Source organism: Methylomicrobium agile (assembly GCF_000733855.1).
In the GTDB taxonomy this organism is placed as follows: domain Bacteria; phylum Pseudomonadota; class Gammaproteobacteria; order Methylococcales; family Methylomonadaceae; genus Methylomicrobium; species Methylomicrobium agile.
Map to the genome: position 1 here is coordinate 3,452,345 of NZ_JPOJ01000001.1, position 24,687 is coordinate 3,477,031.

General features: G+C 58.0%; 22 protein-coding genes. 19 read left to right on the forward strand and 3 right to left on the reverse strand.

The features are described 5' to 3' along the window. Nucleotides 1-10 precede the first annotated feature (10 nt). From ctaD to CC94_RS0116250, 3 genes are all read left to right on the forward strand, one after another. The gene (gene ctaD / locus CC94_RS0116235) at nt 11-1,633 is read left to right on the forward strand and encodes a cytochrome c oxidase subunit I (RefSeq protein ID WP_005371537.1); all 1,623 of its coding nucleotides are present in this window, start codon (nt 11-13) and stop codon (nt 1,631-1,633) included. A 146-nt stretch (nt 1,634-1,779) separates the two neighbouring features. Then, the gene (locus CC94_RS0116245) at nt 1,780-2,325 is read left to right on the forward strand and encodes a cytochrome c oxidase assembly protein (protein ID WP_005371539.1); all 546 of its coding nucleotides are present in this window, start codon (nt 1,780-1,782) and stop codon (nt 2,323-2,325) included. An 11-nt stretch (nt 2,326-2,336) separates the two neighbouring features. Further along, the gene (locus CC94_RS0116250; protein WP_005371541.1) at nt 2,337-3,209 is read left to right on the forward strand and encodes a cytochrome c oxidase subunit 3; all 873 of its coding nucleotides are present in this window, start codon (nt 2,337-2,339) and stop codon (nt 3,207-3,209) included. Nucleotides 3,210-3,262: 53 nt separating this feature from the next. On the opposite strand, the gene CC94_RS0116255 is transcribed toward CC94_RS0116250, so the two are convergent. Further along, the gene (locus tag CC94_RS0116255; RefSeq protein WP_005371543.1) at nt 3,263-3,544 is read right to left on the reverse strand and encodes a twin transmembrane helix small protein; all 282 of its coding nucleotides are present in this window, start codon (nt 3,542-3,544) and stop codon (nt 3,263-3,265) included. Between the two features lie 130 nt (nt 3,545-3,674). On the opposite strand from CC94_RS0116255, the gene CC94_RS0116260 reads away from it, so the two are divergent. The 8 genes from CC94_RS0116260 to CC94_RS0116295 all read left to right on the forward strand — a co-directional run bounded on the left by CC94_RS0116260 (nt 3,675) and on the right by CC94_RS0116295 (nt 12,621). Continuing rightward, nucleotides 3,675-4,376, forward strand: coding sequence for an SURF1 family protein (locus CC94_RS0116260; RefSeq protein WP_005371548.1), 702 nt, complete (start codon nt 3,675-3,677; stop codon nt 4,374-4,376). A 7-nt stretch (nt 4,377-4,383) separates the two neighbouring features. Continuing rightward, entirely contained in the window at nt 4,384-4,980 is a 597-nt protein-coding gene (locus tag CC94_RS0116265; protein WP_005371549.1) for a hypothetical protein, read from the forward strand. Nucleotides 4,981-4,989: 9 nt separating this feature from the next. Continuing rightward, entirely contained in the window at nt 4,990-7,011 is a 2,022-nt protein-coding gene (gene ftsY, locus CC94_RS0116270) for a signal recognition particle-docking protein FtsY (protein WP_005371551.1), read from the forward strand. An 8-nt stretch (nt 7,012-7,019) separates the two neighbouring features. After that, nucleotides 7,020-7,676: a cell division ATP-binding protein FtsE gene (gene ftsE / locus CC94_RS0116275; protein ID WP_005371553.1), complete on the forward strand. Its 657-nt coding sequence runs from the start codon at nt 7,020-7,022 to the stop codon at nt 7,674-7,676. Nucleotides 7,677-7,679: 3 nt separating this feature from the next. Further along, entirely contained in the window at nt 7,680-8,687 is a 1,008-nt protein-coding gene (gene ftsX, locus CC94_RS0116280) for a permease-like cell division protein FtsX (RefSeq protein ID WP_005371563.1), read from the forward strand. Between the two features lie 83 nt (nt 8,688-8,770). Continuing rightward, on the forward strand, nt 8,771-9,625 hold the full coding sequence (gene rpoH / locus CC94_RS0116285) for an RNA polymerase sigma factor RpoH (protein WP_005371564.1): 855 nt from the start codon (nt 8,771-8,773) through the stop codon (nt 9,623-9,625). 130 nt (nt 9,626-9,755) lie between these two features. After that, complete coding sequence (locus CC94_RS0116290) at nt 9,756-10,181, forward strand: HD domain-containing protein (protein WP_005371566.1); 426 nt, start codon at nt 9,756-9,758, stop codon at nt 10,179-10,181. Nucleotides 10,182-10,308: 127 nt separating this feature from the next. Then, nucleotides 10,309-12,621, forward strand: coding sequence for an NADP-dependent malic enzyme (locus CC94_RS0116295; protein WP_031431575.1), 2,313 nt, complete (start codon nt 10,309-10,311; stop codon nt 12,619-12,621). 70 nt (nt 12,622-12,691) lie between these two features. Here the strand turns inward: CC94_RS0116295 and CC94_RS0116300 are convergent, their stop codons facing one another. Further along, nucleotides 12,692-13,378: a DUF2490 domain-containing protein gene (locus CC94_RS0116300; RefSeq protein ID WP_245619772.1), complete on the reverse strand. Its 687-nt coding sequence runs from the start codon at nt 13,376-13,378 to the stop codon at nt 12,692-12,694. 318 nt (nt 13,379-13,696) lie between these two features. On the opposite strand from CC94_RS0116300, the gene sodC reads away from it, so the two are divergent. From sodC to CC94_RS0116320, 4 genes are all read left to right on the forward strand, one after another. Continuing rightward, the gene (gene sodC / locus CC94_RS0116305; RefSeq protein WP_005371572.1) at nt 13,697-14,218 is read left to right on the forward strand and encodes a superoxide dismutase family protein; all 522 of its coding nucleotides are present in this window, start codon (nt 13,697-13,699) and stop codon (nt 14,216-14,218) included. Nucleotides 14,219-14,594: 376 nt separating this feature from the next. Further along, nucleotides 14,595-15,800, forward strand: coding sequence for an efflux RND transporter periplasmic adaptor subunit (locus tag CC94_RS0116310; RefSeq protein WP_005371574.1), 1,206 nt, complete (start codon nt 14,595-14,597; stop codon nt 15,798-15,800). Further along, nucleotides 15,797-17,749: a MacB family efflux pump subunit gene (locus CC94_RS0116315; RefSeq protein WP_005371576.1), complete on the forward strand. Its 1,953-nt coding sequence runs from the start codon at nt 15,797-15,799 to the stop codon at nt 17,747-17,749. Before CC94_RS0116310 ends, CC94_RS0116315 begins: the two co-directional genes overlap by 4 nt. Next, the gene (locus tag CC94_RS0116320) at nt 17,749-19,116 is read left to right on the forward strand and encodes an efflux transporter outer membrane subunit (protein ID WP_245549499.1); all 1,368 of its coding nucleotides are present in this window, start codon (nt 17,749-17,751) and stop codon (nt 19,114-19,116) included. The genes CC94_RS0116315 and CC94_RS0116320 overlap by 1 nt, the downstream gene beginning before the upstream one ends. A 178-nt stretch (nt 19,117-19,294) precedes the next feature. On the opposite strand, the gene CC94_RS0116325 is transcribed toward CC94_RS0116320, so the two are convergent. Further along, nucleotides 19,295-20,080: a hypothetical protein gene (locus tag CC94_RS0116325; protein WP_005371581.1), complete on the reverse strand. Its 786-nt coding sequence runs from the start codon at nt 20,078-20,080 to the stop codon at nt 19,295-19,297. A gap of 193 nt (nt 20,081-20,273) precedes the next feature. Here CC94_RS0116325 and CC94_RS0116330 point away from each other — a divergent pair, with 193 nt between their 5' ends. The 4 genes from CC94_RS0116330 to CC94_RS0116350 all read left to right on the forward strand — a co-directional run bounded on the left by CC94_RS0116330 (nt 20,274) and on the right by CC94_RS0116350 (nt 24,642). Beyond that, nucleotides 20,274-20,693: an acyl-CoA thioesterase gene (locus CC94_RS0116330; protein WP_005371582.1), complete on the forward strand. Its 420-nt coding sequence runs from the start codon at nt 20,274-20,276 to the stop codon at nt 20,691-20,693. Beyond that, entirely contained in the window at nt 20,690-21,280 is a 591-nt protein-coding gene (locus tag CC94_RS0116335) for an outer membrane lipoprotein carrier protein LolA (RefSeq protein WP_245619773.1), read from the forward strand. Before CC94_RS0116330 ends, CC94_RS0116335 begins: the two co-directional genes overlap by 4 nt. Next, a complete protein-coding gene (locus CC94_RS0116340) occupies nt 21,255-23,660 on the forward strand; it encodes an MMPL family transporter (RefSeq protein ID WP_005371584.1) in 2,406 nt (801 codons plus the stop codon). Before CC94_RS0116335 ends, CC94_RS0116340 begins: the two co-directional genes overlap by 26 nt. Nucleotides 23,661-24,102: 442 nt before the next feature. Next, entirely contained in the window at nt 24,103-24,642 is a 540-nt protein-coding gene (locus tag CC94_RS0116350) for a gamma carbonic anhydrase family protein (RefSeq protein ID WP_005371585.1), read from the forward strand. Nucleotides 24,643-24,687: the final 45 nt, after the last annotated feature.

Consider the following 24,687-nt stretch of genomic DNA (forward strand, 5'->3'; position numbering starts at 1 on the left):
TATAACAACTATGTCCGCTGTCATAGCACCCCATGATCATGAGCACGATGATCATCATGATGACCACGGCCCGATGAAGGGATGGATTCGCTGGATCATTACGACCAACCATAAGGATATCGGCACGCTGTATCTCGTTTTCGCGCTCGCGATGTTTTTCGTCGGCGGCGCGATGGCGATGGTGATCCGTGCCGAGCTGTTCGAACCGGGTTTGCAGTTCGTCAATCCGCAATTCTTCAATTCGATGACCACGATGCATGCCCTCGTCATGGTGTTCGGTGCGGTGATGCCGGCCTTCGTCGGTTTGGCGAACTGGATGATTCCGATGATGATCGGCGCGCCGGATATGGCGCTGCCCCGGATGAACAACATGAGCTTCTGGATGCTGGTTGCCGGTATTTTGTTGCTGGCCAGCACCCTGTTCATGGAAGGCGGCGCGCCGGCGGCCGGCTGGACCTTGTATCCGCCGTTGGTATTGCAAACCGGTGCGGCGCTGCCGTTTGCGATCTTCTCGGTGCATTTGCTCGGGATTTCGTCGATCATGGGTGCGATCAACATTATCGCGACCATTTTCAATATGCGCGCACCGGCGATGACGCTGATGAAAATGCCGTTGTTCGTCTGGACCTGGCTGATCACCGCATTCTTATTGATCGCGATCATGCCGGTGTTCGCGGGTGCGGTGACCATGCTGCTGACCGACCGTTTCTTCGATACCAGCTTCTTCGATGCGGCCGGCGGCGGTGACCCGGTACTGTACCAGCATATTTTCTGGTTCTTCGGTCATCCGGAAGTGTATGTGATGATTCTGCCGACCTTCGGCGTCGCCTCCACGATCATTCCGGTGTTTGCTCGTAAGCCCCTGTTCGGCTACAGCTCGATGGTGTATGCAACCGCGTCGATCGCGTTTCTGTCGTTCATCGTCTGGGCTCACCATATGTTCCTGGTCGGGATGCCGATGGCGGGTGAACTGTATTTCATGTATGCGACGATGTTGATTGCAATTCCGACCGGCGTGAAGGTGTTCAACTGGACCGCGACGATGTGGAAGGGGTCGATGACCTTCGAAACGCCGATGCTGTTTTCGATCGCCTTCGTGGTGTTGTTCACGATGGGTGGTTTTACCGGTTTGATGATGGCGGTTGCGCCTGCCGATTTTCAATATCATGACACCTATTTCATCGTGGCGCATTTTCACTATACGCTGGTGCCGGCTTCGGTATTCATCCTGATGGCGGCCGGCTACTTCTGGCTGCCGAAATGGACCGGTCATATGTATAACGAAAAAATCGCCAGGCTGCATTTCTGGCTGTCGGCGATTTCGGTCAACATTCTGTTCTTCCCGCAGCATTTCCTGGGGTTGGCCGGTATGCCGCGCCGTATTCCCGATTATGCGGTACAGTTCGCGGACTGGAATATGGTTTCAAGCATCGGCGGCTTCATTTTCGGACTTAGCCAGTTGCTGTTCCTGTATATCGTGATCGATACGATCCGCGGCGGCACCGGCGAGAAAGTGACCGACGAAGTCTGGGAAGATGCGCATAAACATAGTCTGGAATGGACTTTGCCGTCACCGGCTCCTTATCATACTTTCACGACGCCGCCGGAAACCGTTCCAAGCGAGCATTCCTAAGCCGTAGCTGAACCGGAGATACGCTGCCTCAGGCAGCGTATCCGTATCGAAATGAATATCAAGCAGAAAAATATTTTGACGGCATTAATATTGGTAGTGATTGCCGTCGCAATTTATGTCTTTGCGGTTCTGAAAGCCGTCTCGCAATGACTGACGAATTGCGGCGAAAAAACGCCAGGCTGGTGCGTACCCTGTTGCTGGTCACCATAGTGATGTTCGGCTTCGGTTTCGCGCTGGTGCCGTTATACGATGTGTTGTGCAAGGTAACCGGTCTTAACGGCAAGGTCGATACTACGGCCGCGAAGGAAACCGGTTATCAGGTCGATCAAAGCCGCGAGTTGACCGTCGAGTTCGTGACCGCGCTGAATGAATCGGCGCCGATGGAGTTTCGTGCGGAAACGCCGAAATTAAAGATTCATCCGGGCCAGTTTTATACGGTGAATTTTTATGCGCAAAACAAGACCGACAAGCCGATGGTTGCGCAGGCGATACCGAGTATTTCACCGGGCCTTGCGGCCGAATACTTCAAGAAGACCGAGTGTTTCTGCTTTACCGAGCAGAAATTCAAGCCGCGGGAAGGCAGGATGATGCCGGTGCGTTTCGTCGTCGATCCGAAGATTTCGCCGGAGCATAAAACGATTACACTGGCTTACACATTTTTTGACAATACTGAAAAAGCAGAGAAACAATAAAGGGGAACGTTATGTCCACACACAATGCTTATTACATTCCGCATAAAGCGACCTGGCCGATAATAGGCACGGTGGGGCTGTTTATCATGCTGGCGGGGTTCGCGAATTTTCTGAACGGTTCGTCGATCGGGCCCGGCATGATGATTCTGGGCCTTTTGGTTTTCATCTTCATGCTGGCGGGCTGGTTTACCCTGCAGTCGCTGGAAAGCGAATACGGCATGTACAACACCCAGGTCGGCATTTCCTACCGGATGGGCATGATGTGGTTCATCTTTTCCGAAGTGATGTTCTTCTCGGTCTTCTTCGGCGCGCTCTGGTACACCCGGAATTTGTCGGTGCCGTGGCTTGCGGAAGGCGTTACCGGCGAGATGCTGCACAAGGGCTTTGAGGCGGTATGGCCGACCAATGGTCCGGCGCATCTGATCGGCGGCAAGCCGAGTCCGGACGGCGAATTCGAGCCTATGGGCGCTTGGGGGCTGGCTTTTTTGAATACGTTGATTCTGTTGAGCAGCGGCGTGACCTGCACCTGGGCCCATCATGGCCTGTTGGCCGGCAAGCGCCAGCAATTGATTCAAGGATTGATAGCGACTGTTACCCTCGGCTTTTTGTTCGTCGGGCTTCAGGCTTACGAATATCATGAAGCCTACACCGAAATGGGGCTGACGCTCGGCACCGGCATTTACGGTTCGACTTTCTTCATGCTGACCGGCTTCCACGGCTTCCATGTCTGCGTCGGCGCGATCATTCTGAGCACGGTGTTGTTCCGGAGCTGGAGAGGCCATTTCAAGCCCGAGAACCATTTTGCCTTCGAGGCGGCCGCCTGGTACTGGCACTTCGTCGACGTGGTCTGGCTGGGCCTGTTCGTGTTCGTGTATTTGCTGTAATCGCGGTTTTCAATCGATCGAAAGCGTTGCCGTTCAGGCAACGCTTTTTTTTGTCAATTCGACGGCGGCGTGTTTTGCGGAGCGGGTTCGGTTGAGGCGGGCGGTTTCGGCGCATGCATTCTGGCGCCAATGCCTTGCGGTATATAGAGGCCGGTCGCGATCATCAGGTAAACAAAAACGAACAGTATCAGCGACAGGGTAATCCGGAAAGTCAGCGCCTTGACCGTTTTTTTCGAATCTTCGTCGCTTTTGTGTTTGACGAGGTGTAAAAGCGCCGAACCGAGACTTATAATGATCAGAATAAAGGCGAGGGCGACGATTGTTTTGATAATCATGAATAAATGGGAGCGGGCTGCATGCGGAAATTGATGGAAAGCGAAAATTATCCCTTTGCCGGAAGAATTGCAAATTTATTGTTCCTTTGCCTTGACGTGCGGGACGCCCATAAAGGCGTAAGATCAAACCATGAAATTTGAAAAAGTTCCCACGCTGGTCGTAGTGTGCCTTTTGCCGGTATTGATTTCCTTGGGTTTTTGGCAGTTGGATCGGGCCGAACAAAAGCGCGCATTTCTGGACCGCCAAAAACAAGGCATGGCCGCGCCCGCGCTGCAGCTGACGGCGGCAACGCCGGAAGAGAAAGAGGTTCTGCGCTATCGGCAGGCCGCGGCGAGCGGCTCTTACGACAGCACGCATCAGATTTTGATCGACAACCAGGTTGTCGAAGGCCGGGCGGGTTATTTTGTCCTGACGCCGTTCATTCTGGACGGAAGCGAAAAGGCGATCCTGGTGAATCGAGGCTGGATTCCGGCCAGCCGGGACAGGAAAGTATTGCCCGATATCGCGATTCGATCCAACCCGACGCAGGTCAGCGGCCGGATCAATCACTTTCCGAGCGTCGGCATCAAGCTGGCCGGCGCCGATCAGCCGACCGCAGGCTGGCCGGCCGTGGTCCAGATTGCGGACAGTGCCGTTTTGTCCGAAAGATTTGGCTATCCCGTATTTCCTTTCATGTTGGAACTCGACAAACAGGCCCCCGAGGGCTACCGGCGCGAATGGCGCGAAGCTGCGGTGATGCCGCCCGAACAGCATGTCGCCTACGCGCTGCAATGGTTCGGCCTTGCCGCCGCGCTGGCGCTGCTGTTTGTCTGGTACAGCCGTTTAAAATAATAAAAAAATGAATGATCAACAGAAAAAAAACCGCCTGCTCATCCTCACTTTGTTTGCGATGGCTTTTATTCCGTTTCTGGCCGCCTTGTTGTTCAAGGCGAGGCCGGAGTGGCTGCAGGGCCGGACCAATTACGGCCAACTGATCGTGCCGCCGGTGACGACCGAAACTTCCGAATTGAGCGGATTCGATGCGTTCACCACCGATAATATTCACGAATTGAATGCGCACTGGCTGATCGTAAATGTGATTCCGCGTCAGGACTGCAATGCGGCTTGCCTGGATGCCTTGCATAAAACCAGGCAGATCCAGCTGATGCTGAATAAGGATCTGCCGAGAACCCGGCGTATCGTTTTGTTGCTCGACAACCCCGATCCGAAGCTTGCCGAGGTTTGGTGGCAGGGCGACAAATCGCTGCTGCGCGTGAAGCCGAGCGATTCCTTGATGGCCAAACTCGCTCAAATCAAGCCGGAGGGATTCCACGACGGTGCGGTGTTATTGATGGATCCCTTGCGTAATCTGATGATGCAATACGAACCCGGATTCGATCCCTATAAAGTCAAAAGCGATTTGGCGCATCTTTTAAGAATCTCGCAGATCGGTTAGGAATTACCCATGTATAGAAAAATTGCTCTTTTCGGCGTCTTTCTGGCGCTGATCGTGATCGTTTTCGGCGCCTATGTGCGCCTGTCGGATGCCGGTCTCGGCTGCCCGGACTGGCCCGGCTGCTACGGCAGGGCCGTGATTGCCGATACGCCGGACTTTAAGGCCGAAGCCGATCGGGCCTTTCCCGAACACCCTTTCGACCCTGCCAAGGCCTGGAAGGAAATGACGCACCGCTATCTGGCTGCAGGTCTCGGCTTGGTGATTTTGCTGCTCGCCGTTTTATCGCCCTGGGTCAAGACCAACCGAGTCGCCGCAGTCACCGGCAGCTTGTTCCTGCTGGTTCTGGTCGGGCTGCAAGCCGCGCTGGGCATGTGGGCGGTAAAACTGCGGACGATGCCGCTGATCGTGACGCTGCACCTAATGCTCGGCATGTTCACGTTCTGGCTCCTGTTCGGCCTGTATTTGCGCGTCAAGCCGGATTATGTCCGCCTGCCGTCCCGGCAGGGGCCGGTGAACTGGGCCCGCTTCGGGATGTGGGTCGTTTTGCTGCAGGTTCTGCTCGGCGGCTGGACCGGCACGAATCTGGCCGCCTTGGCCTGCGGCACCGAATTTCCGCTGTGCAACGGGCAATGGTTTCCGGAAACGGCCGATTTCTACCACGCGACGGACCTGCTGAACGGACTGATAAACGGCGATACCGGTGTGCTGCCGCCGGAGGCCCAGGTTGCGGTGCACTGGCTGCATCGCATGTTTGCGCTGGTCAGCTTGCTCGTGCTCGGCTTGGTGATGCTGCTGGCGGTTTCGGCGAAAAATCCGAAGCCGGTCAGACGCGCCGGATTGAAACTGTGCATTTTGCTGATCGCCCAGATCAGCCTGGGCATCGCGGTCGTGGAACTGGCCGCGCCGTTATGGGCGGCCGTGCTGCACAATGCGTTCGCGGCATTGATGATGATGCCGCTGATTTCGATCGGTTTCTACGGGCGCTACGGCCTGAAGGCAGCCGAAATTCCTGCCGAACGCCCGCGTCCGTTGCCGGAAGTGAAGGAAATTCCCAAGGTTCCGGTCACGATCGAAAAGCCTACAGAAGAGGTTTATGTCGAGCCGGCGCCCGAATCACTGTATCTGCGTCTGAAATCGCAGTTGAAACGGACCCGTTCCGGGCTCGGCGACGCGCTGGCCGGCCTGACGCTCGGCCAGAAATCGGTCAGCGACGAACTGCTCGAAGACATCGAGGCGACTTTATTGATGGCCGACATCGGCATCGATGCGACGACCAAGATCATCAACCGCCTGACCCAAAGCCTGGAACGGCATCAGCTTCGCGACCCGGAAACGCTGGCCGCCGCGGTCAAACAGGAATTGTTGAGCATTCTGGAACCCTGCAGCCAGCCGCTAGCGATCCCGAAGCAGGACACTCCGTTCGTGATTCTGGTCGTCGGCGTGAACGGCGTGGGCAAAACCACCACGATCGGCAAACTGGCCAAACGCCTGCAGGCGCAGGGTCACAGCGTGATGCTGGCGGCCGGCGACACGTTTCGGGCGGCGGCGGTCGAACAACTGCAAACCTGGGGCGAACGCAACAACATCCATGTGGTCGCGCAGCATACCGGCGCCGATTCGGCTTCGGTGATTTACGACGGCCTGCAGTCGGCCCAGGCGAAAGGGATCGACGTGCTGATCGCGGATACGGCGGGCCGCCTGCATACCAAGTCCAACCTGATGGACGAATTGAAGAAAGTCAAACGGATCATGGGCAAACTCGACGAAACCGCCCCGCATGAGGTGCTGTTGGTGATCGATGCGGGCACCGGTCAGAATGCGCTGTCGCAAGCCAAGCAGTTCAATGAAGCGGTTTCTCTGACCGGCCTGGCATTGACCAAGCTCGACGGTACCGCCAAAGGCGGGGTGATTTTCGCGCTGGCCAAGCAGCTCGGCATTCCGATCCGTTTTATCGGCGTCGGCGAGGGCATCGACGATTTGCAGGATTTTCATGCCGGCGCGTTCGTCGAGGCGCTGTTCGCGAGGGACTGACAAGGATTATGTTAAAATTCGATAACGTGAGCAAACGCTATTCCGAAGCCGGGGATGTGCTGAGCAACATCAGCTTCCATCTGGAGCGCGGCGAGATGGCGTTCCTGACCGGCCATTCCGGGGCCGGGAAAAGCACGCTGTTCAAGCTGATCGCGCTGATCGAGCGCGCCAGCCGCGGACAGATCTATCTGGGCGGCCATAATGTCAGTTATGCGCAGGATCGCCAGATTCCCTTTTTGCGCCGCAAAATGGGGCTGATTTTTCAGGACTTCAAACTGCTGCAGGACCGCACCGTATTCGACAATGTGGCGCTGCCGCTCGCGGTGGCCGGTTACGGGCACCGCGAAATTGCCCGGAAGGTCAGGGCGGCGCTGGACAAGGTCGGGCTTTTGGGCAAAGAGAAAAAATATCCGCTGACCCTATCCGGCGGCGAACAGCAGCGCGTCGGAATCGCCCGCGCGGTGGTGAACAAGCCGCCGATGATCCTGGCCGACGAACCGACCGGCAATCTGGACCCCGAGCTGGCAGCGGAAATCATGACCTTGTTTACCCGATTTCAACAGGTAGGAGTCACCGTATTGATCGTTTCTCACGATATCGCTTTGATTCACAAAATGGACCGGCGCGTTTTGGCGCTGGACCACGGCCGGCTGGTGGCGGGATAAACGATGAAGCGCGCCGTTAAACCGGTTAAACCCAAACCGCAGCCCCGCCAGGAAGCCCCCCAGAACAAAATTGCCGGCGGCGATTTTTTCGACAAACTGCATGCTTATCGCGACTTGCATGCGCATGCACTGTTTTCCAGCTTGGGGCGGCTTGTCGACAAGCCATTCACAACCGCACTGACGGTCGGCGTGCTTGCGATTTCGATCGCGCTGGCCGCCTGCTTTTACCTGCTGGTCGAGAATCTGGAACAATTGACCGGCACGATCGAGTCGAGCAATCAGATCTCGCTGTTCCTGAAAGACTCGGTGACCGAAGCCGAGGCGCGCAGGCTGGTCGAAAAAATCAGCAAGCATCACGAAGTCGCCGCGATCAAACTGATCGGCAAGGCGCAGGCGCTGGCCGAATTCAAGGCCAACAGCGGCCTGGACGCCGCGCTCGATGCGCTCGAAGGCAATCCGCTGCCGGTCGTGCTCGAAGTCGTGCCGACGCCGGCGCAATCGAATGTCAAGGTGTTGAAAACGCTCCAGCAAGCCTTGCTGCAATATCCTGAAGTCGATGAGGCGCAGATGGACATGCAGTGGCTCGAAAGGATGCAGTCGATCATTCGGCTCGCGGAGCGGGCGACCCGGAGCATCAGCATTCTGCTCGGGTTTGGCGTGCTGTTCATCACCGGCAATACGATACGGTTGGAGCTGCATAACCGGCGCGAGGAAGTCGTGATCGCAAAACTGGTCGGCGCGACCAATCGCTTCATTCAGCGGCCTTTTTTGTACGGCGGCTTCTGGATCGGTTTTTTGTCCGGCGTGGCGGCCTGGTTCATCGTGACCGCGATCATGCTGCTGTTGTGGCGTTCTGTCGAGAACCTGTCGCTGCTTTACGAGGGTAGTTTTCATCTGCGCTTTCTCGATTACGGCGAGTCGGTTTTTCTGGTCCTGTTGTCTTCGGGACTCGGCGTGACAGGCTCTTGGGCGGTTCTGACCTATCAGCTCCGGCAATTGCGGCCCGAGTAGCGTTGAACTTGTAAAATGATTAGCACTCTGAGTTTGAGAGTGCTAAAATTAAATCAAGTTGACTAACCGAGGTACATTACATCATGAGTCATGCATTAACCTTACCTGTTAATTTATCGGCCGGCACTTTCGATGCTTATCTGAATCTGGTCCGGCAAATGCCTAGGTTGACATCCGAGCAGGAACGCGAATTGGCGATAAGGTTTAGAGATCACGGCGATCTGGAAGCCGCGCGGCAGTTGGTGATGACCAACTTGCGCTTCGTGATGCACGTGGCGCGGGGCTACAGCGGTTACGGCCTGTCGATGCCGGACATCATCCAGGAAGGCAATATCGGCCTGATGAAGGCGGTCAAACGCTTCGATCCGGACATCGGCGTGCGCCTGGTGTCGTTTGCGGTGCACTGGATCAAGGCCGAGATTCACGAGTACGTAATCAAGAACTGGGGCATCGTGAAAGTCGCGACTACCAAGGCGCAGCGCAAACTGTTCTTCAATCTGCGCAAATCCAAGCAAAACCTCGGCTGGCTGTCGAACGACGAAGCCAAGGCCATCGCCGCCGACCTCGATGTCGAAGTCAGCACGGTGTACGAAATGGAGCAGCGCCTGAGCAACCGCGACGTTTCGTTCGACCTGCCGGTCGACGATGAGGAGGAGCAGACTTACGTCGCGCCGACCCATTATCTGCAACAGCACGGCGCCGATCCGGCCCTGTTGCTGGAAAACGAGGAATGGTCCGGCCATGAGCAGGAATTGCTGTCCGGAGCCCTGTCCGAACTGGACGAGCGCAGCCTGGATATCCTGTCCAGCCGCTGGCTGGCGGACAAAAAAGCGACGCTGCACGAATTGGCCGAGCGCTACAACGTATCCGCCGAGCGGATCCGCCAGCTTGAGCAAAATGCGATGAAGAAATTGCGGACCGCGGTACTGGCGGCTTGATTCGCTGAAACCGTATCGGTTTTTACAAGGCTTAACGGGATTTCCGTTAAGCCTTTTTTATGGGCGGAATTTTCCGAAGTCCGGCGCGTCGGAAGCATTATTAAATCGCAGTGACAAAGGGAGAAAGAGCATGTCCACCTTGGAAAAAGCCATAGAGATTGCGGTCAAAGCCCACGCGGGCCAGCTTGATAAAGCGGGACAGCCGTACATATTGCATCCGATCCGGGTGATGTTGGCGGTCGACTCTCCGTACGAACGTCTGGCGGCGATATTGCATGACGTGGTGGAGGATACCGGCATTTCATTCGAAGACCTCGCCGACGAGAATTTTCCGGCGGAAGTGATAGAAGCGGTGCGCGCCTTGACCAAGGAGCCGGGGGAGTCGCGTATTGAAGCGGCCGAACGCGCCGTGCGGAACCCGATCGCGCGGGCTGTCAAGCTGGCGGACGTGGCGGACAACATGAATCTGTCGCGCATTGCCGAGCCGACCGAAAAGGATCGCGAGCGCCTGCGGGAATATCAGGCCGTGCGCAAGATTCTACTGGCGGGAAATTAACGGCTCGGCCGTCTATTTTTCAGGCGGTGCCGGCGCCCGGCAGTTCATCCGCCGATTTTCGCGATTTCGCCTTCTCAACTCTGGTAGAATCAAAGACATTCCGGAACTCAAGAAAGGGATCGCGGCAATGCAGTCATCAGATCACTCCAACGGCGAACTGCGCAGGCAGTTGCGCGAGGCCGCGCTCGAATATCACGAATTTCCGGCGCCGGGCAAGATCAGCGTCACGCCGATCAAACCGCTAGCCAACCAGCGCGACCTGTCGCTGGCCTACTCGCCGGGGGTCGCGGCGGCCTGCGAGGCCATCGCGGCCGATCCGGCCAGCGTCTTCAAATACACCGCGCGCAGCAATCTGGTCGCGGTGATCAGCAACGGCACCGCGGTGCTGGGCCTCGGCAATATCGGACCGCTGGCGGCCAAACCGGTGATGGAAGGGAAGGGCGTGTTGTTCAAGAAATTCGCCGGCATCGACGTGTTCGACATCGAGATCGACGAAAAGGACCCGGACAAGCTTTGCGACATCATCGCGGCGCTCGAACCGACCTTCGGCGGCATCAATCTGGAAGACATCAAGGCGCCCGAATGTTTCTATATCGAGCGCAAGCTGCGCGAAAGAATGAAGATTCCGGTTTTTCACGACGATCAGCACGGCACCGCGATCATCGTCGGCGCGGCGATCCTGAACGGGCTGAAAATCGTCGGCAAAACGCTCGGCCAGTGCAAACTGGTCGCTTCGGGCGCCGGCGCCGCCGCGCTGGCCTGCCTGGATTTGCTGATCGACCTCGGATTTCCGGCCGGGAATATCTTCGTGACCGACCACCACGGCGTCGTTTATACGGGGCGCGCCGAGGGCATGGATCCGAACAAGGCGCGTTTTGCCCGCGATACCGAGGCGCGGACCCTGGGCGAGGCGATGCCGGGCGCGGATATTTTTCTGGGCCTGTCCGCCGGCGGCGTCCTGAAGCCCGAGATGGTCAAGAGGATGGCGGTGCGGCCTTTGATTCTGGCACTGGCCAATCCCGATCCCGAAATCCTGCCCGAAGAGGTTGCCGCCGTGCGCGATGACGCGGTGATCGCGACCGGCCGTTCCGATTATCCGAACCAAGTCAACAATGCCTTGTGTTTTCCGTATATTTTCCGGGGCGCGCTGGACTCCGGCGCGACAACGATCACCCGGGCGATGGAAATTGCGGCCGTGCATGCGATCGCCGAGCTGGCCCAAGCGGAACAGTCCGAAATCGTCGCCAGCATTTACGGGATCGACGAATTGATTTTCGGTCCCGACTATATCATTCCGAAGCCTTTCGATCCGCGCCTGATGACCAAGATTGCGCCCGCGATTGCGGCGGCGGCGGAAGCGTCGGGCGTCGCGGCCCGTCCGATCGGGGACATGCCGGCTTACGTCGAACGCTTGCAGCAGTTCGTTTATCACAGCGGGACTTTCATGAAGCCGGTGTTTCGGATCGCCAAGCAAATTCCGGCGTCGAAAAAACGGATCGTGTTCGCCGAAGGCGAGGAACAGCGGGTGCTGCGCGCGGTGCAGATGCTGGTCGACGAAAATATCGCCTATCCGACCCTGGTCGGGCGGCCCGCGGTATTGCGGCAGCGGATCGAAAGACTGGGGCTTCGCATTCGGCCCGATGTCGATTTTACGGTCGTGAACCCCGAATACGACGAGCGTTACCGCGATTTCTGGAAATCCTATCTCGACATGACCGTGCGCAAAGGCGTCAACGAGGATTATGCGAAGCTCGAAATGCGCCGCCGCCATACCCTGATTGCCGCGATGCTGGTGCATAAGGGCTATGCCGACGGGATGATCTGCGGGCTTTTCGGAACGGCGGCTTCGCATCTGGGGTATATCGACCAGGTGCTCGGCAAGCAGGAGGGCGTGAACGTCTATGCGGCAATGAACGGTCTGATCCTGCCCGACCGCCAGATTTTGCTGGTCGATACGCATATCAATTACGATCCGGATGCTGAGCAGCTTGCTCAGATTACCTTGTTGGCCGCAGAACGGATGCGCGGTTTCGGCCTGACTCCGCGTGTCGCCTTGCTGTCGCATTCGAATTTCGGGACCGGCGACAGCGCGTCCGCGCAAAAAATGCGCGCGGCCTTTGCGATCGTTCGGAAAAAGGCGCCGGAACTGGAAATCGAGGGCGAGATTCACGGCGACACGGCCCTCGATTACGAGATGCTGAAAAAAATGATGCCGGAGACCAAGCTGAAAGGCAGCGCGAATCTGCTGGTGATGCCGAACATCGACGCGGCCAATATCGCCTACAACCTGCTCAAGACCGCCTCCGGCAGCGGCATCGCGATCGGGCCGGTATTGCTGGGCTGTGCGCGGCCCGCGCACATCCTGACGCCGGCTGCGACGGTGCGGCGGATCGTGAACATGGCCGCGCTTTGCGTCGCGGATGCGAACGACGCGGCTTAGAGGGGGCGAACAAACACCGGCCGGGTTTTGAAGCCCGGCCGGTGTTTGTTGATAAAGCTTATCGACAATGTCAGAAGTTGATGTATAGCGATCCCATGATCAAATGATGCATCGTGTTATCGGTATGGGTGGCGTCGTCCAGATACTGGTTCAGATAGCCCCCTTCGGCCCTGAAGTTTTTGTTGAAGGTCCAGCCGAGCCCCGCAAATGCCCGGTTCTGATCGAAGCCGGACTTGCCGCCGAAACGGGTCGAGTTCGCGCGGATGAAAAACTCGTCCCAGGTGATCAGGCTCAAGCGCGGTTCAAATTCCAAAGGATGCATGAAGCGGATCATTTGCCGGGGCCGGAAACGGACATCGTCGCCTTTCAGGAAATTGCTTTCGACCATCGTTCTGAACGTTAAGGTGCCGAAATCGGTCGGCAAAACGTAACGAAACGCCGGCCAGACATCCTGCTGGGATACATACTCTTTACCGACGTTTTGAGTCGGCAGCCAGGTATAGCCCGCCCAGATTGTCGCCCGGTCGCTCAGCGAATAGCCCAGGGCCGCGCGGACCATGCCTTGATACCAATGATTCCAGTTATCGTCGAAACGGGATTGTCCTTCCAGCCAGATGCGCCCTTTTTCGAGGCTTGGATCCACCCCTCTCAAACTGCCTTCGCCGACGATCTGCAGCCAGCTGCCGGCATCCTGCAGCAGATCGTCCGCTAAGGCGGGGGAGCTCAAAATAATGGCCGTCAGTCCGAGGGGATTCATGGTTTTTCTCATACCGGTATTCCTACAATTAAAAATTCGATTGCCTGTCTGTTAGCGAAACGTGAAGCAGCGCCCGGCATGAAGGCTTTTTCATGCGGAGGCGCTTATATTCAGCAAAATACAGGCCACTTATGAAAAGTACAACTTTTCAATTAATTAATCAAATTCTAAAAAATGAGCTGCCCTTTAGGCAAGGAATAAAAATCTATCGAAAAAACTGCGGTGGTGGAAAATAACCGATGTTTTTAAGTTGATTTACTTTGTCGCTGGTTTTACCATGAGAAGAGTTTTTATCCAATTCGTCAATGGGAGAGCCAAATGAGGGCTGTTTATCTCGTCACACTGTTCGTTTCATCGGTAACTTATGCCATTGCCGCCGAAGTCGCTGTCCCGATGAATACGGTCAACGAGCAGGGAACGGTAAAAGCGATCGGCAGCATTAAAATCACCGAGTTGCCGAACGGTTTGGTTTTTACGCCGGTGCTTGAGGGGCTGCCTGCGGGGGAGCATGGATTTCATCTGCACGAAAATCCAAACTGCGAGGCGAAAGAAAAAGAGGGTAAAATGACGCCGGCGCTTGCCGCGGGCGGACATTACGACCCGAAAGCCACGAAAAAGCATGCAGGTCCGGAAGGCAGCGGTCATTTAGGCGATTTACCGAAATTGGTCGTGAACACGAACGGTAAGGTGACCGAAAGTGTTATGGCTCCGCGCCTGAGAATGGAGGACGTCAAAGGCCGCGCGTTAGTCATCCATGCCGGCGGCGATAATTATTCGGACCAACCCGAACCGCTCGGCGGCGGCAAGGGCCGGATTGCCTGTGGAATCATCGGAAACTGAATTTCGGATAGCCGGCTAAGGCTGCTCCGCTATCATCTCGTTGCCGGCGGGCGGAGTGATCGGCGATGCAAGAAGCATCTCCCGCGCCGGATACCTTGACAAGCCTAAGATTCAATGTGAGAGCCCCCGACGGGAAAATTGCTCTGCACACGGCGGATCGATCCGATCCGCCGTGTGCACTCGACAGGAGTCATGGAACCGGACCGTGGGCTATTATTTTGTACCCGAGACTGTGCTCTTAAGAACCTGATTATCACCGTTCTGCTTTTTGAAAACCGATCCGTCATCTCTCCCTAAAAGCCTGAAACGCATGCGGCCATGCTACAATGCTGCCAATTTTTGCGAATGATTCTTATTTTCTTTTAAGTCGTTTTTAATGCGGGTAAAACCATTGATCACTCGCCGGCACCTTTACTGGTTTGCCGGCCTGCTTGCCGTACTCGTCACAGCGGGCGCGGCGCTGCGTTTTTATTTTCAGAAGGAAACCGAGTCGGCTCAGGCGGCGATGAAAGAGTCGATCGTCGAAATCGCCTACGGCGACATCGAAGAAAACGTGACCGCGCAAGGCAAACTGGAGCCGAAGGAATATGTCGATATCGGTGCGCAGGTCACCGGCCAGTTGCAGAAACTGTTCGTCGAGATCGGCGACATTGTCAAAACCGGCCAGCAGCTGGCTCAAATCGACCCGCGCATTTATGCGGCGCGGGTGCAGGCGGATGAAGCCAGTATCAATAATTTGAAAGCGCAACTGGTCCAGCAAGAGGCGTTGATCCTGTTTGCCAACCGTCAGTATGCCCGCAATCGGAAATTGTACCCGACCAAGGCGGTCAGCCAGGAAACGCTGCAGAACAGTGAATCCAACAGCAAGGCCGCGCTGGCAGTTGCCGATTCGATTAGGGCGCAAATACAGCAAGTTGAATCGACGCTTGCGGGCGACCGGACCAATCTGGGCTACACCAAGATTTTCGCCTCGATGGACGGCACCGTCGTACAGCAGACTGCCCGCGAAGGTCAGACCCTGAACGCCAATCAGCAAACGCCGAATATCATGCAGCTGGCCAAGCTCGACAAGATGACCGTGCGCTCGCAGACCGCGGAAGCCGACATCATGCGCATCAAGGTCGGCATGCCCGTCTATTTCACCACGCTCGGCTCGGACCAGCGCCGCTGGCAGGGCGTGGTGAGGCAGATTCTGCCGACGCCGGAAGTGGTGAACAATGTGGTCCTGTACAACGTGCTCGTCGATGTCGACAACGAGGACGGCCAGCTGATGAGCGGGATGAGCGCGCAGGTTTTTTTCGTGCTGGGCGAGGCCCGGCATGTGCCGGTGATCCCGGTCAATGCGCTGGGCAAACGGCTGCAGGACCGGGACAACGAGAAAGGCAGGGCCTATCAGGTCAAGGCGGCCGGAGCCGATAACCGGGTGAGCGAAAAAGTGATTCATGTCGGTATACAGAACCGGCGCTTCGCCGAGATTCGCGACGGCTTGTCGGTCGGCGACCGGGTCAAGCTGACGGTGGCGTCCGCCCAGAAGAATGGAGGCAGAGATTCCTACAGACCACCGGCGATGCCGCGGATATGAGCCTGAACCTGGCAAAAACGGAGCCGTTGCTGAACCTGGAACGCATCTCCCGGACTTTCAAAAGCGGCGACAATCTGATTCGGGCCCTGGACGACATATCGCTGAAAATCTGGCCCGGCGAGTTCGTCGCGATCATCGGCCAGTCGGGTTCGGGCAAATCGACGCTGATGAATATCCTGGGCTGTCTCGACCGGCCCACTTCAGGCACTTATCAGGTGGCCGGTCGGAACGTTTCGCTGTTCGATCCGGACGAACTGGCCGCGTTGCGGCGGGCGACGTTCGGCTTCGTGTTTCAGCGCTACAATCTGCTCGGTTCGGAAAGCGCGGAAGAAAATGTCCAGATTCCCGCGCTCTATGCAGGCGAAGATAAAAACACCCGCCTGGAACGGGCGCGCAAGCTGCTTTCCAACCTGGGCCTGGGCGAACGCTGCGACCATCGGCCTTCGCAATTGTCCGGCGGCCAGCAGCAGCGGGTCGCGATTGCCCGGGCGCTGATGAACGATCCGCCCGTCATGCTGGCCGACGAGCCGACCGGCGCGCTGGACAGCCGCAGCGGCCAGGAAGTGATGGCCTTGCTCAAGGAATTGCACCGCTCGGGGCGCACGATCTTGCTGATCACCCACGATGCGGGCGTCGCCGCGCATGCCGAAAGGATCATCACGATCAGCGACGGCAGAATCGTCGATGATTCGGCGCCGTCGAGCCTGGGCGCCGAGCATCCGAACGTGATGATCGATCCGGGCGGCAAGGCCGGCGTCTTCGCGGATATTGGCGAAGCGGTCAAGACCGCCTTGCGCGCGCTGCGGGTCAATTTGTTCCGGACCGCCTTGACGCTGCTCGGCATCATCATCGGTGTCGCCGCGGTGGTGACGATGCTTGCGGTCGGGGAGGGCAGCCAGCAGGACGTGCTGGATCAGATCAAGTCGATGGGCACCAATCTGCTGTCGATCCGCCCCGGCGCACCCGGGCTGCGCGGTGCCAGCGATGTCATCACACTGACTCCCGATGACGCCGAGGCGATCCAGGAACTGCCGAATGTCGAAGTCGCCCAGCCCGAGCGCAGCAGCCGGCAAACGGTCCGGTTCGGCAATATCGACTATGCGACCACCATTCAGGGTGTCGGCGCGGCGCTGCCCAGAGTCCGCGACTGGCCGGTCGCGGAAGGCGATTTTTTCAACGACCAGGACATGCGTCGCTACGCACCGGTCGTCGTACTCGGGCAAACGGTCGCGCAGATCCTGTTCCCGGAGGGGATCGACTCGATAGGGCGCTATATTCTGATCGGCAATATCCCGTTCGAAGTGATCGGAGTCATGACTCCGAAAGGGGCATCGGGCTTCGGCGGCGATCAGGACGATACGGTGTTCGTGCCGGTCACGACCGGCCTGATCCGGCTGTTCGGGCAGAATTATCTGAACGGGATTACCGTGCGCGTCAGCGATGTGGGCGCGATCGAAGAAACCGAGGATGCGATTTCGAGGTTATTGCTTTCGCGCCATCAGACCGAAGATTTCAGGATACGCAACATGGCTTCGATTCTCGAAACCGCCACCGCGACCCAGAATACGCTGACCGTGCTGCTCGGCACGGTGGCGGCGATCTCGCTGCTGGTCGGCGGCATTGGGGTGATGAACATCATGCTGGTCAGCGTGACCGAGCGTACCCGCGAAATCGGAATCCGGATGGCGGTCGGCGCGCGGCGTCGCGACATTCTGCTGCAATTCAATACCGAGGCGGCCGTGGTGTGTACGCTGGGCGGCCTGTTGGGCGTTTTGCTCGGCTTCGGGGCCGGCAAAGTGATTGCGATGTTCGAAATGACCGTGGTTTTTTCCCCTTTGCCGGCCGTGATGGCGTTCTCCTGCGCGTTCGGCACCGGCGTTCTATTTGGTTTTTTACCGGCGCGCAAGGCGGCGCTGCTCGATCCGGTGGTGGCGCTGGCGGCGGAATGATGCAGAACAAACAAGGGTTTTTGGCCATTTGCCTGGCGCTGGCCGGCTGCTCGCTGGTGCCCGATTACCGGCGTCCGTCCGATGCCGTCCCCGAAGCCTGGAAGAATCCTGCACCGAAAACGCAGACCGGCGGAGCGGCCATTTCGCCGGTCTGGTGGAAACTGTTCGGCAGCGCCGAGCTCGATCGCCTGATGAATGAAGCGCTGGTTAACAATCGCGACCTGGCTGCGGTCACCCGGCGTATCGATCAGTTCCGGGCGCTCGCCAAAATCGCCGGCGCGCCGCTGCTGCCTGCCGTCGGCGCCGGCGGCAGTTATACCTACGACGACGGCACCCGTTTCAACGGCGGCCAAAGTACCTGGCAAGGCCAATGGAACCTGTCCTATGAAGTCGATTTGTGGGGCCGCCTGCGCGCCGGCCGCGACAGCGCCAGGGCGCATCTGGACAATGCCCGCTTCTCGCTCGATGCGCTGCGGCTGACCGTGATGGGGGATGTCGCCCAGACCTACTTTACGCTGCTCGGCCTCAAGGACCGCCGGGCCATCGCCGAGGAGAATTTCAAAAATATCAGCGAAGTGCTGGCTCTCATCGAGTCGCGCTTCGAGGCCGGCGCCGCGACCGCGCTGGATGTCGCGCAGCAACAGACCGAGCGCGCGAATGCCGCTGCGCAGGTGGCCCGTCTCAGTCAGGATATCGCGCAGACCGAGAACGCGCTCGCGGTGCTGCTCGGCCGTCCTCCGCAACAGTTCGAGCCGCAGGGAAGAACGTTGCAAGGGATTCGCATCCCCAACGCCGACCCGGCTCGTCCGGCCGCCTTGTTCGAGCAGCGTCCCGACGTCCGGGGCGCCGAAGCCGAGCTGATCGCCGCGCATGCGGATATCGGCGTTGCCCGGGCCGCCTTCTATCCAAAACTGGAACTCGGCGCGGACAACATTTTCACTGCCGCGATGATGTCGCAGCCGGCCGGCATCGCGGTCGCGGCGGGAGCCACATTGAGCCAGCCGATCTTCCAGGGCGGCCGCCTCGAAGGCGAACTCGAACGGACCAAGGCCCGACGTAACGAACTGGTCGAGGTTTACCGGCAAACGCTGTTGATCGCCTATCGCGAAGTCGAGGATGCGCTTGCGCTAGGCGGTCAGGCCGCACGCCGCCGCGAACAGTTGCATCTTTCGGTTAACAGTGCTAGTGAGGCGTACGAATTGGGATTGGAACGCTATCTGGCCGGTGCGACCGATTATCAGACCCTGCTGAACGTTCAGCGCAGCCTGCTGAATGCACGGGATAGCGAGGTGCAGGCGCATGTGGACGTGCTGACCGCCTCGGTGCTGTTGTACAAGGCGCTGGGCGGGGGCTGGCGGCGTTTGTAGTATTGCGAGGGCTGTTCTTGCCGGAACCGGTTGCCCTGAATAGAGGAAAAATCCCTCTCCCCCAATCCTCTCTCGTAGGCCGGATAAGCGCAGCGCATCCGGCAATCATGCGGTGGATGCGCTGCGCTTATCCGGCCTTCGTATCTGAGATACGGCGATGACTTGTACCGGCCGCGAGTTAGACCGGCACGAAATCGACATTGCTGGCGCCGGCCCTTTGGATTTTCTCGGCCAGCGCTTCGGTCACGATTACGTACAACGTCGTCCTGAGCAGGAAGATCGGTTGGCCGCGCCACATGTCTTCGCGCATCACCAGCTCCCGTTTTTCGTCGTCGATCGTTTCGTGTTTGCAGACCGGGCAGACCGAAACCGGCGAACCGCCCTTCGGATAATCCGATTCCGACCGGACCAGAATCTGATAATACGGCTCGATCGCTGCCGGGCCATGAATCCGGTTCTGCGGATCGTCCGGATCGAGGGCGGCGGGCAAGGCATTGCCGGGGCGCTTGCCGACTTTGCGGGGACTGATCGGAACGATATCGACGTCGCCGGCCAGCTCGTCGAAGACGATCCGCTTCATTCTCGCCGAAACGACGAAGCTGCGGATGTTCGGCCATAAAAAGTCGGTATGGGGAAGCGACGGGCTGTCGTAGTAGGCCGGCTGGAAATTGTCGCCCGGTTTGAAGGTTTCAAAGGCGGCGAAATCGGCATCCAGATAAGCGGCGACTTCGCGCTGCATGGCTGCGTGTTCCCGCTCGGTAATCGGCCAGCGGCTCCGGAATCGCTGGTCGGTCCGGATTTGCGGCGGCGCTTCCAGGGTCAGAATGCGGCTGCCGCCGTAGGTGGCCTTGCAAGCATTGCAACTGACGCCGGGAAAGCGGTAAACGTATTCCAGATTGCCATTGATCGATAAATCCTGGCTGTCGGAACTGTAGGGAGGGGATTGCATCCGAAAAAATTGCATAAGACATCTCCTGTATCGGTTCGGCCGCGGCGGCGGCCGGGTGCGTTAATAACCGGAGTTCTCTGGGGGCATTTCGGAGTCTAACGCAACGGCATCCAACATGCAAGCTGGCGCCGGGCCGTTTATTTTTCGGATAAAACCAATCTGACATAAAATAGCGGGCCGGATTCCCGCCCTTAACCAGGATAGCTCAGTGCAAAACCCCATTTACTGCGCCGAAATCGATCTTAAAATTCCTTTCCACGATGCGGATATGATGGAGATCGTGTGGCACGGACATTATGCGAAATATTTCGAAATCGCCCGCTGCGAACTGCTCGACCGGATCGACTATAACTATCTCGCGATGCGCGATTCGGGCTATGATTGGCCGATCATCGACCTGCGCATTCGCTATATCAAGCCGGCGGTGTTCGGCCGGATCGTGACGGTCAGAGCCTTCCTCGCCGAATGGGAACATCGCCTGAAGATCGATTATTCGATTATCGATGCCGCGACCGGCGCGAAACTGGCCAAGGGCCATACGGTCCAGGTTGCGGTGGACAGGCGCAACCGCGAAATGTGCCTGGAGTCGCCGCCGGTATTGCTGAAAAAGCTGGGGGTGAAGCCGTGAAACCGTTGGCTATCCTTTTATTATTGTTGATGCCATTGCGGGCGACTCTGGCCACCGATACGCTGGCGGAGATCGGTGCGCGGCTCGTCAAGACCGAATTGACCGCAGGCCGCTTCCGGCAGGAAAAAAACATCAAAGTCCTGAAGAAGCCGCTGATCTCGACCGGAACCTTCATTTACCACCGAAGCCGCGGCGTAATCTGGCAAACGTTGACGCCGGTGCCTTCCATGCTGTTGGTCAATCGAACAAGATTATTGACGGCGCAGGGCGAACAGATTCTGCCGCCGGCGTTCGGCCGGGTGTTTACCGCGATGTTCGGAGGCGATTTGCAGTCGATGCAGGAAGGCTTCGAATTGGCCGGCACGAACGGTAAAACCGCATGGCGACTGCAATTGAAGCCGAAGGATCCTTTGCTGCGAAAAATCATTTTCGAGATGCAACTGGCCGGGGACAAGGAACTCAGGCAGATCGACATCAAGGAAGCGAACGGCAATTCCACCCGCATCACCTTCGACCCTATCGCCCATCCCGAATCATTGACGTCCACCCAGGAAGCCGATTTTGAACGCTTATCTTCCGCGCCTTAGCGCCGGGATCTGGCTGCTCGGGATGCTGCTGCTCGGCGTCCTCGGGTTTGACACGCTGAACCGCGACTGGCTCGAAACCGGCTTTCTGGCGCTGTTGCCGAAAATCGAGCAGCGTCCCGACGTTGCCGCGGCGATCGAACGCCACAACGCGTTGATCAACCGCAAGGTGATCTGGCTGATCGGCGCGCCCGGCGGTGAAGCAGCCATTGCGAATGCCGAACAGCTCGAAAAGCGGGTCAGAGACAGCGGCTTGTTCGGCAGCATCACATTGAAGGTTAACCAGGAACAGGGCGTCGATCGATACCGGCGGTTTTTCGCTCATCGCTATCGCTTGCTCGATCCGGAAACGCGGCGTTTATTGGTATCGCAGCCTCAGGCTCTGCTCGACCGGAACCTGGAGATGCTCTACAGCCCGGCCGGCCAGATGCAGGCAGCGATGCTCGAACACGATCCCTTGCTGCTATTCGGGCGCTATATGGCCACGCAAAAACCGGCCGGCCTGAATCTGGAACAAGGCGTCGTGACGGTCCGGGATGGACAAAAGGTTTGGGTGCTGCTGCAGGCCGATCTCGACAACGGCCGGCTGCCTCTGGACAAGCTCGAAAAGCTGCTGCAATTGAGCCGGAATGCGGCGGCCGAGATACAAAAGTCCGGCGGCGAACTGCTCGTTTCGGGCCTGCCGCTGTTTACCGCCTACGGCGCGGAGTCGGCTCAACGGGAAATCTCGACGGTCGGCATCGGTTCCGGCATCGGGATTGTCTTGCTGTTTCTGTGGACGTTCCGCAGCATCCGACCGTTGCTCTTGTCCACGGCAGCGATCGCAAGCGGCCTGGCCGCCGCATTAGTCGTTAGTGTCTGGATGTTCGGCAAGATTCATATCATCACGCTGGTGTTCGGCGCGAGCCTGATCGGCGTGGTCGACGATTACGCCCAACATTATCTCTGCGACAGTTTCGGCGAGCGCGACTGGAATCCGCGCAAAGGGTTGTCGGCGATATTTCCGGCGCTGTTCCTGGGACTGATCAGCAACCTGCTCAGCTATGCGGGCCTCGGCTTTTCGCCGTTTCCGGGGCTGCAAGAAGTCGCGCTGTTTTCCGCGGTGGGATTGTTCGCCGCCTGGCTGACCGTCGTGCTGCTGTTTCCGCTGCTGCTGACCGGGTTCCGCTTCGCGCACGAGCCGGCGCTGCTGAAACTGGCGACGCTGTGGGAACGGCGCTGGCCGGACTGGGCTTTCCACAACCGCCGCTGGCTCGGCGCATCGGTGCTGATCGTGCTGGCGGGCGGTACGGCCCAATTGACCCCGCGCGACGATGTGCGTTTACTCCAGTCCGCATCCCCGGCATTGCTGCAGGACGCCGAAAAGATCCGGCGGCTCTTGCAACTACGGGACAACCAGTTTTTCCTCGTTTCGGGCAAGGATCGGCAGGAGTGGTATGTTAACGAACAGCGCCTGCTCGAAAAGCTCGATGCCCTGATCCGGCGCGACGCTCTGAAATCCTACGAAGGGCTCAGCCGCTACTGGCCCGATCCCGAAAACCAGCGGACTGACTATCTTCTGGTGAAAAAGGCCCTGTTCGATTCCGGCCTGGCTAAACGTTATATGAGCGAACTGGGCTTCGACCGCGCCGCCATCGCCGCAGAATTGAAAACCTTTGCCGAGGCCGAGGGCGGCACGCTGAAACTGGAAGACTGGCTGGCGGCGGCCGACGCCGGCAAACGGTCGCTCTGGCTCGGCTGTACCGAAGGCCGCTGTGCCGGCATCGTGGCTCTGAGCCGGATTCGGGATGCTGCGGCTTTGAAGTCTTTAGAAGCGTTGCCGGGCGTCGTCTGGGTCGATCATGTCGAGGAACTTTCTTCGCTGTTCGCGCGCTATCGGATCAGGGCGAGCGTGCTGCTGTTTGCCGCCTTCGCGCTGGTGTCGGCAGGCCTGTGTTTCAAGTTCGGCCGGCGCGGCGCCCTGACCGTGATGTCGGTTCCGCTTGTTGCGTCGCTGGCCGCACTCGCGTTGACCGGCTGGTTCAATCAGCTGTTCAGCCTCTTCAATCTTTTCGCGCTGCTGCTGGTCTTGGGAATCGGCGTCGATTACGCGGCGTTCTTTTATCTGGCCGGGGAAAGGCGAACCAGCACCTCGCTGGCCGTTACCCTTTCGGGCTTGACGACCTTGCTGTCGTTCGGCCTGCTCGCAGTCAGTTCGACCGAGATCGTGCATGCGTTCGGTTTTACCGTGGCGGTCGGGATTATGGCCGCGATGCTGACGGCGCCTTTGATCGGGAAAGAAAATCCGCTCCAAAGACCCAAAGAGCCCCGCAAGATCGCCGGAAACATTAGGAAAAGCGCGCTCAATCCTCGTAAAAAGCGGACTGAAGACGCGCCGATGTAGCGTTCGGTTTCCTTTTGTTTCCTAAGTGACTTACCGGCAGTCCCGTATCAGGGATTTTTCAAGCCGAGTAGGTCGGACAACAGCTTCATCGTTGCCCGACCTACTGCTACCGGCTGAGCCCGGAAGACGACATCCCCCTTTGAAAAAGGGGGCAGGGGGGATTTGCTCTGCAAATTTCTCGTTCCCACGCTCCAGTGCTCATCGTTATATACAAGTCCTACAAAGCTCAAGCATTGGAGTTCAAAGCCCGCTTTGAAAAGCTTGCTTTGAACGTAATAGAGAAGTGATCCAAAGCCAGCTTTGGACTCCTGCCGGTCCATTGATTGGAACCGGCGATTCAGGCCGGTTACGCCCGGCGGAAATGCTTCCGTAAATCTGGCCTAAGCGCCGGGGAACGGTTATATTAACCCCTTTCTGGGAACATTCTATTCAAGGAGTCACTGTGACAGTCAGAAGTTTTAAAGGTAAACGGCCGGCCGTCGGCGAACGGGTCTATATCGACCAAAATGCGACCGTGATCGGCGAGGTGACGCTCGGCGACGACGTTTCGATCTGGCCTTCGGTCGTGATTCGGGGTGATGTCGAGCGCATTACGATCGGCGAAGGCACCAATGTGCAGGACGGCTCGGTGCTGCATGTGACGCATTACGGTCAGTTCACCCAAAAAGGTTATCCCTTGACGATCGGCAAGGGCGTGACGATCGGGCACCGGGCGGTCGCGCATGCCTGCACGATCGGCGATTATTGCCTGGTCGGCATCGGCGCGATCGTGATGGACGATGCGGTGCTGGAAGACTATGTGATGCTGGGCGCGGGCGCCTTAGTGCCGCCGGGCAAGCGGCTGGAGGGCGGGCATCTGTACGTCGGTTCGCCCGCCCAGAAAAAGCGGCCGCTAACCGATTCCGAAAAAGAGTTTCTCGAATATTCCGCGGCGCATTACATTCAATTGAAGAATGAGCATTTGCAGGAATCTCCGGAATAAACGGATTGCGGACGGCATCCGTCAGCCTTCTCGTTGACTTGCCGA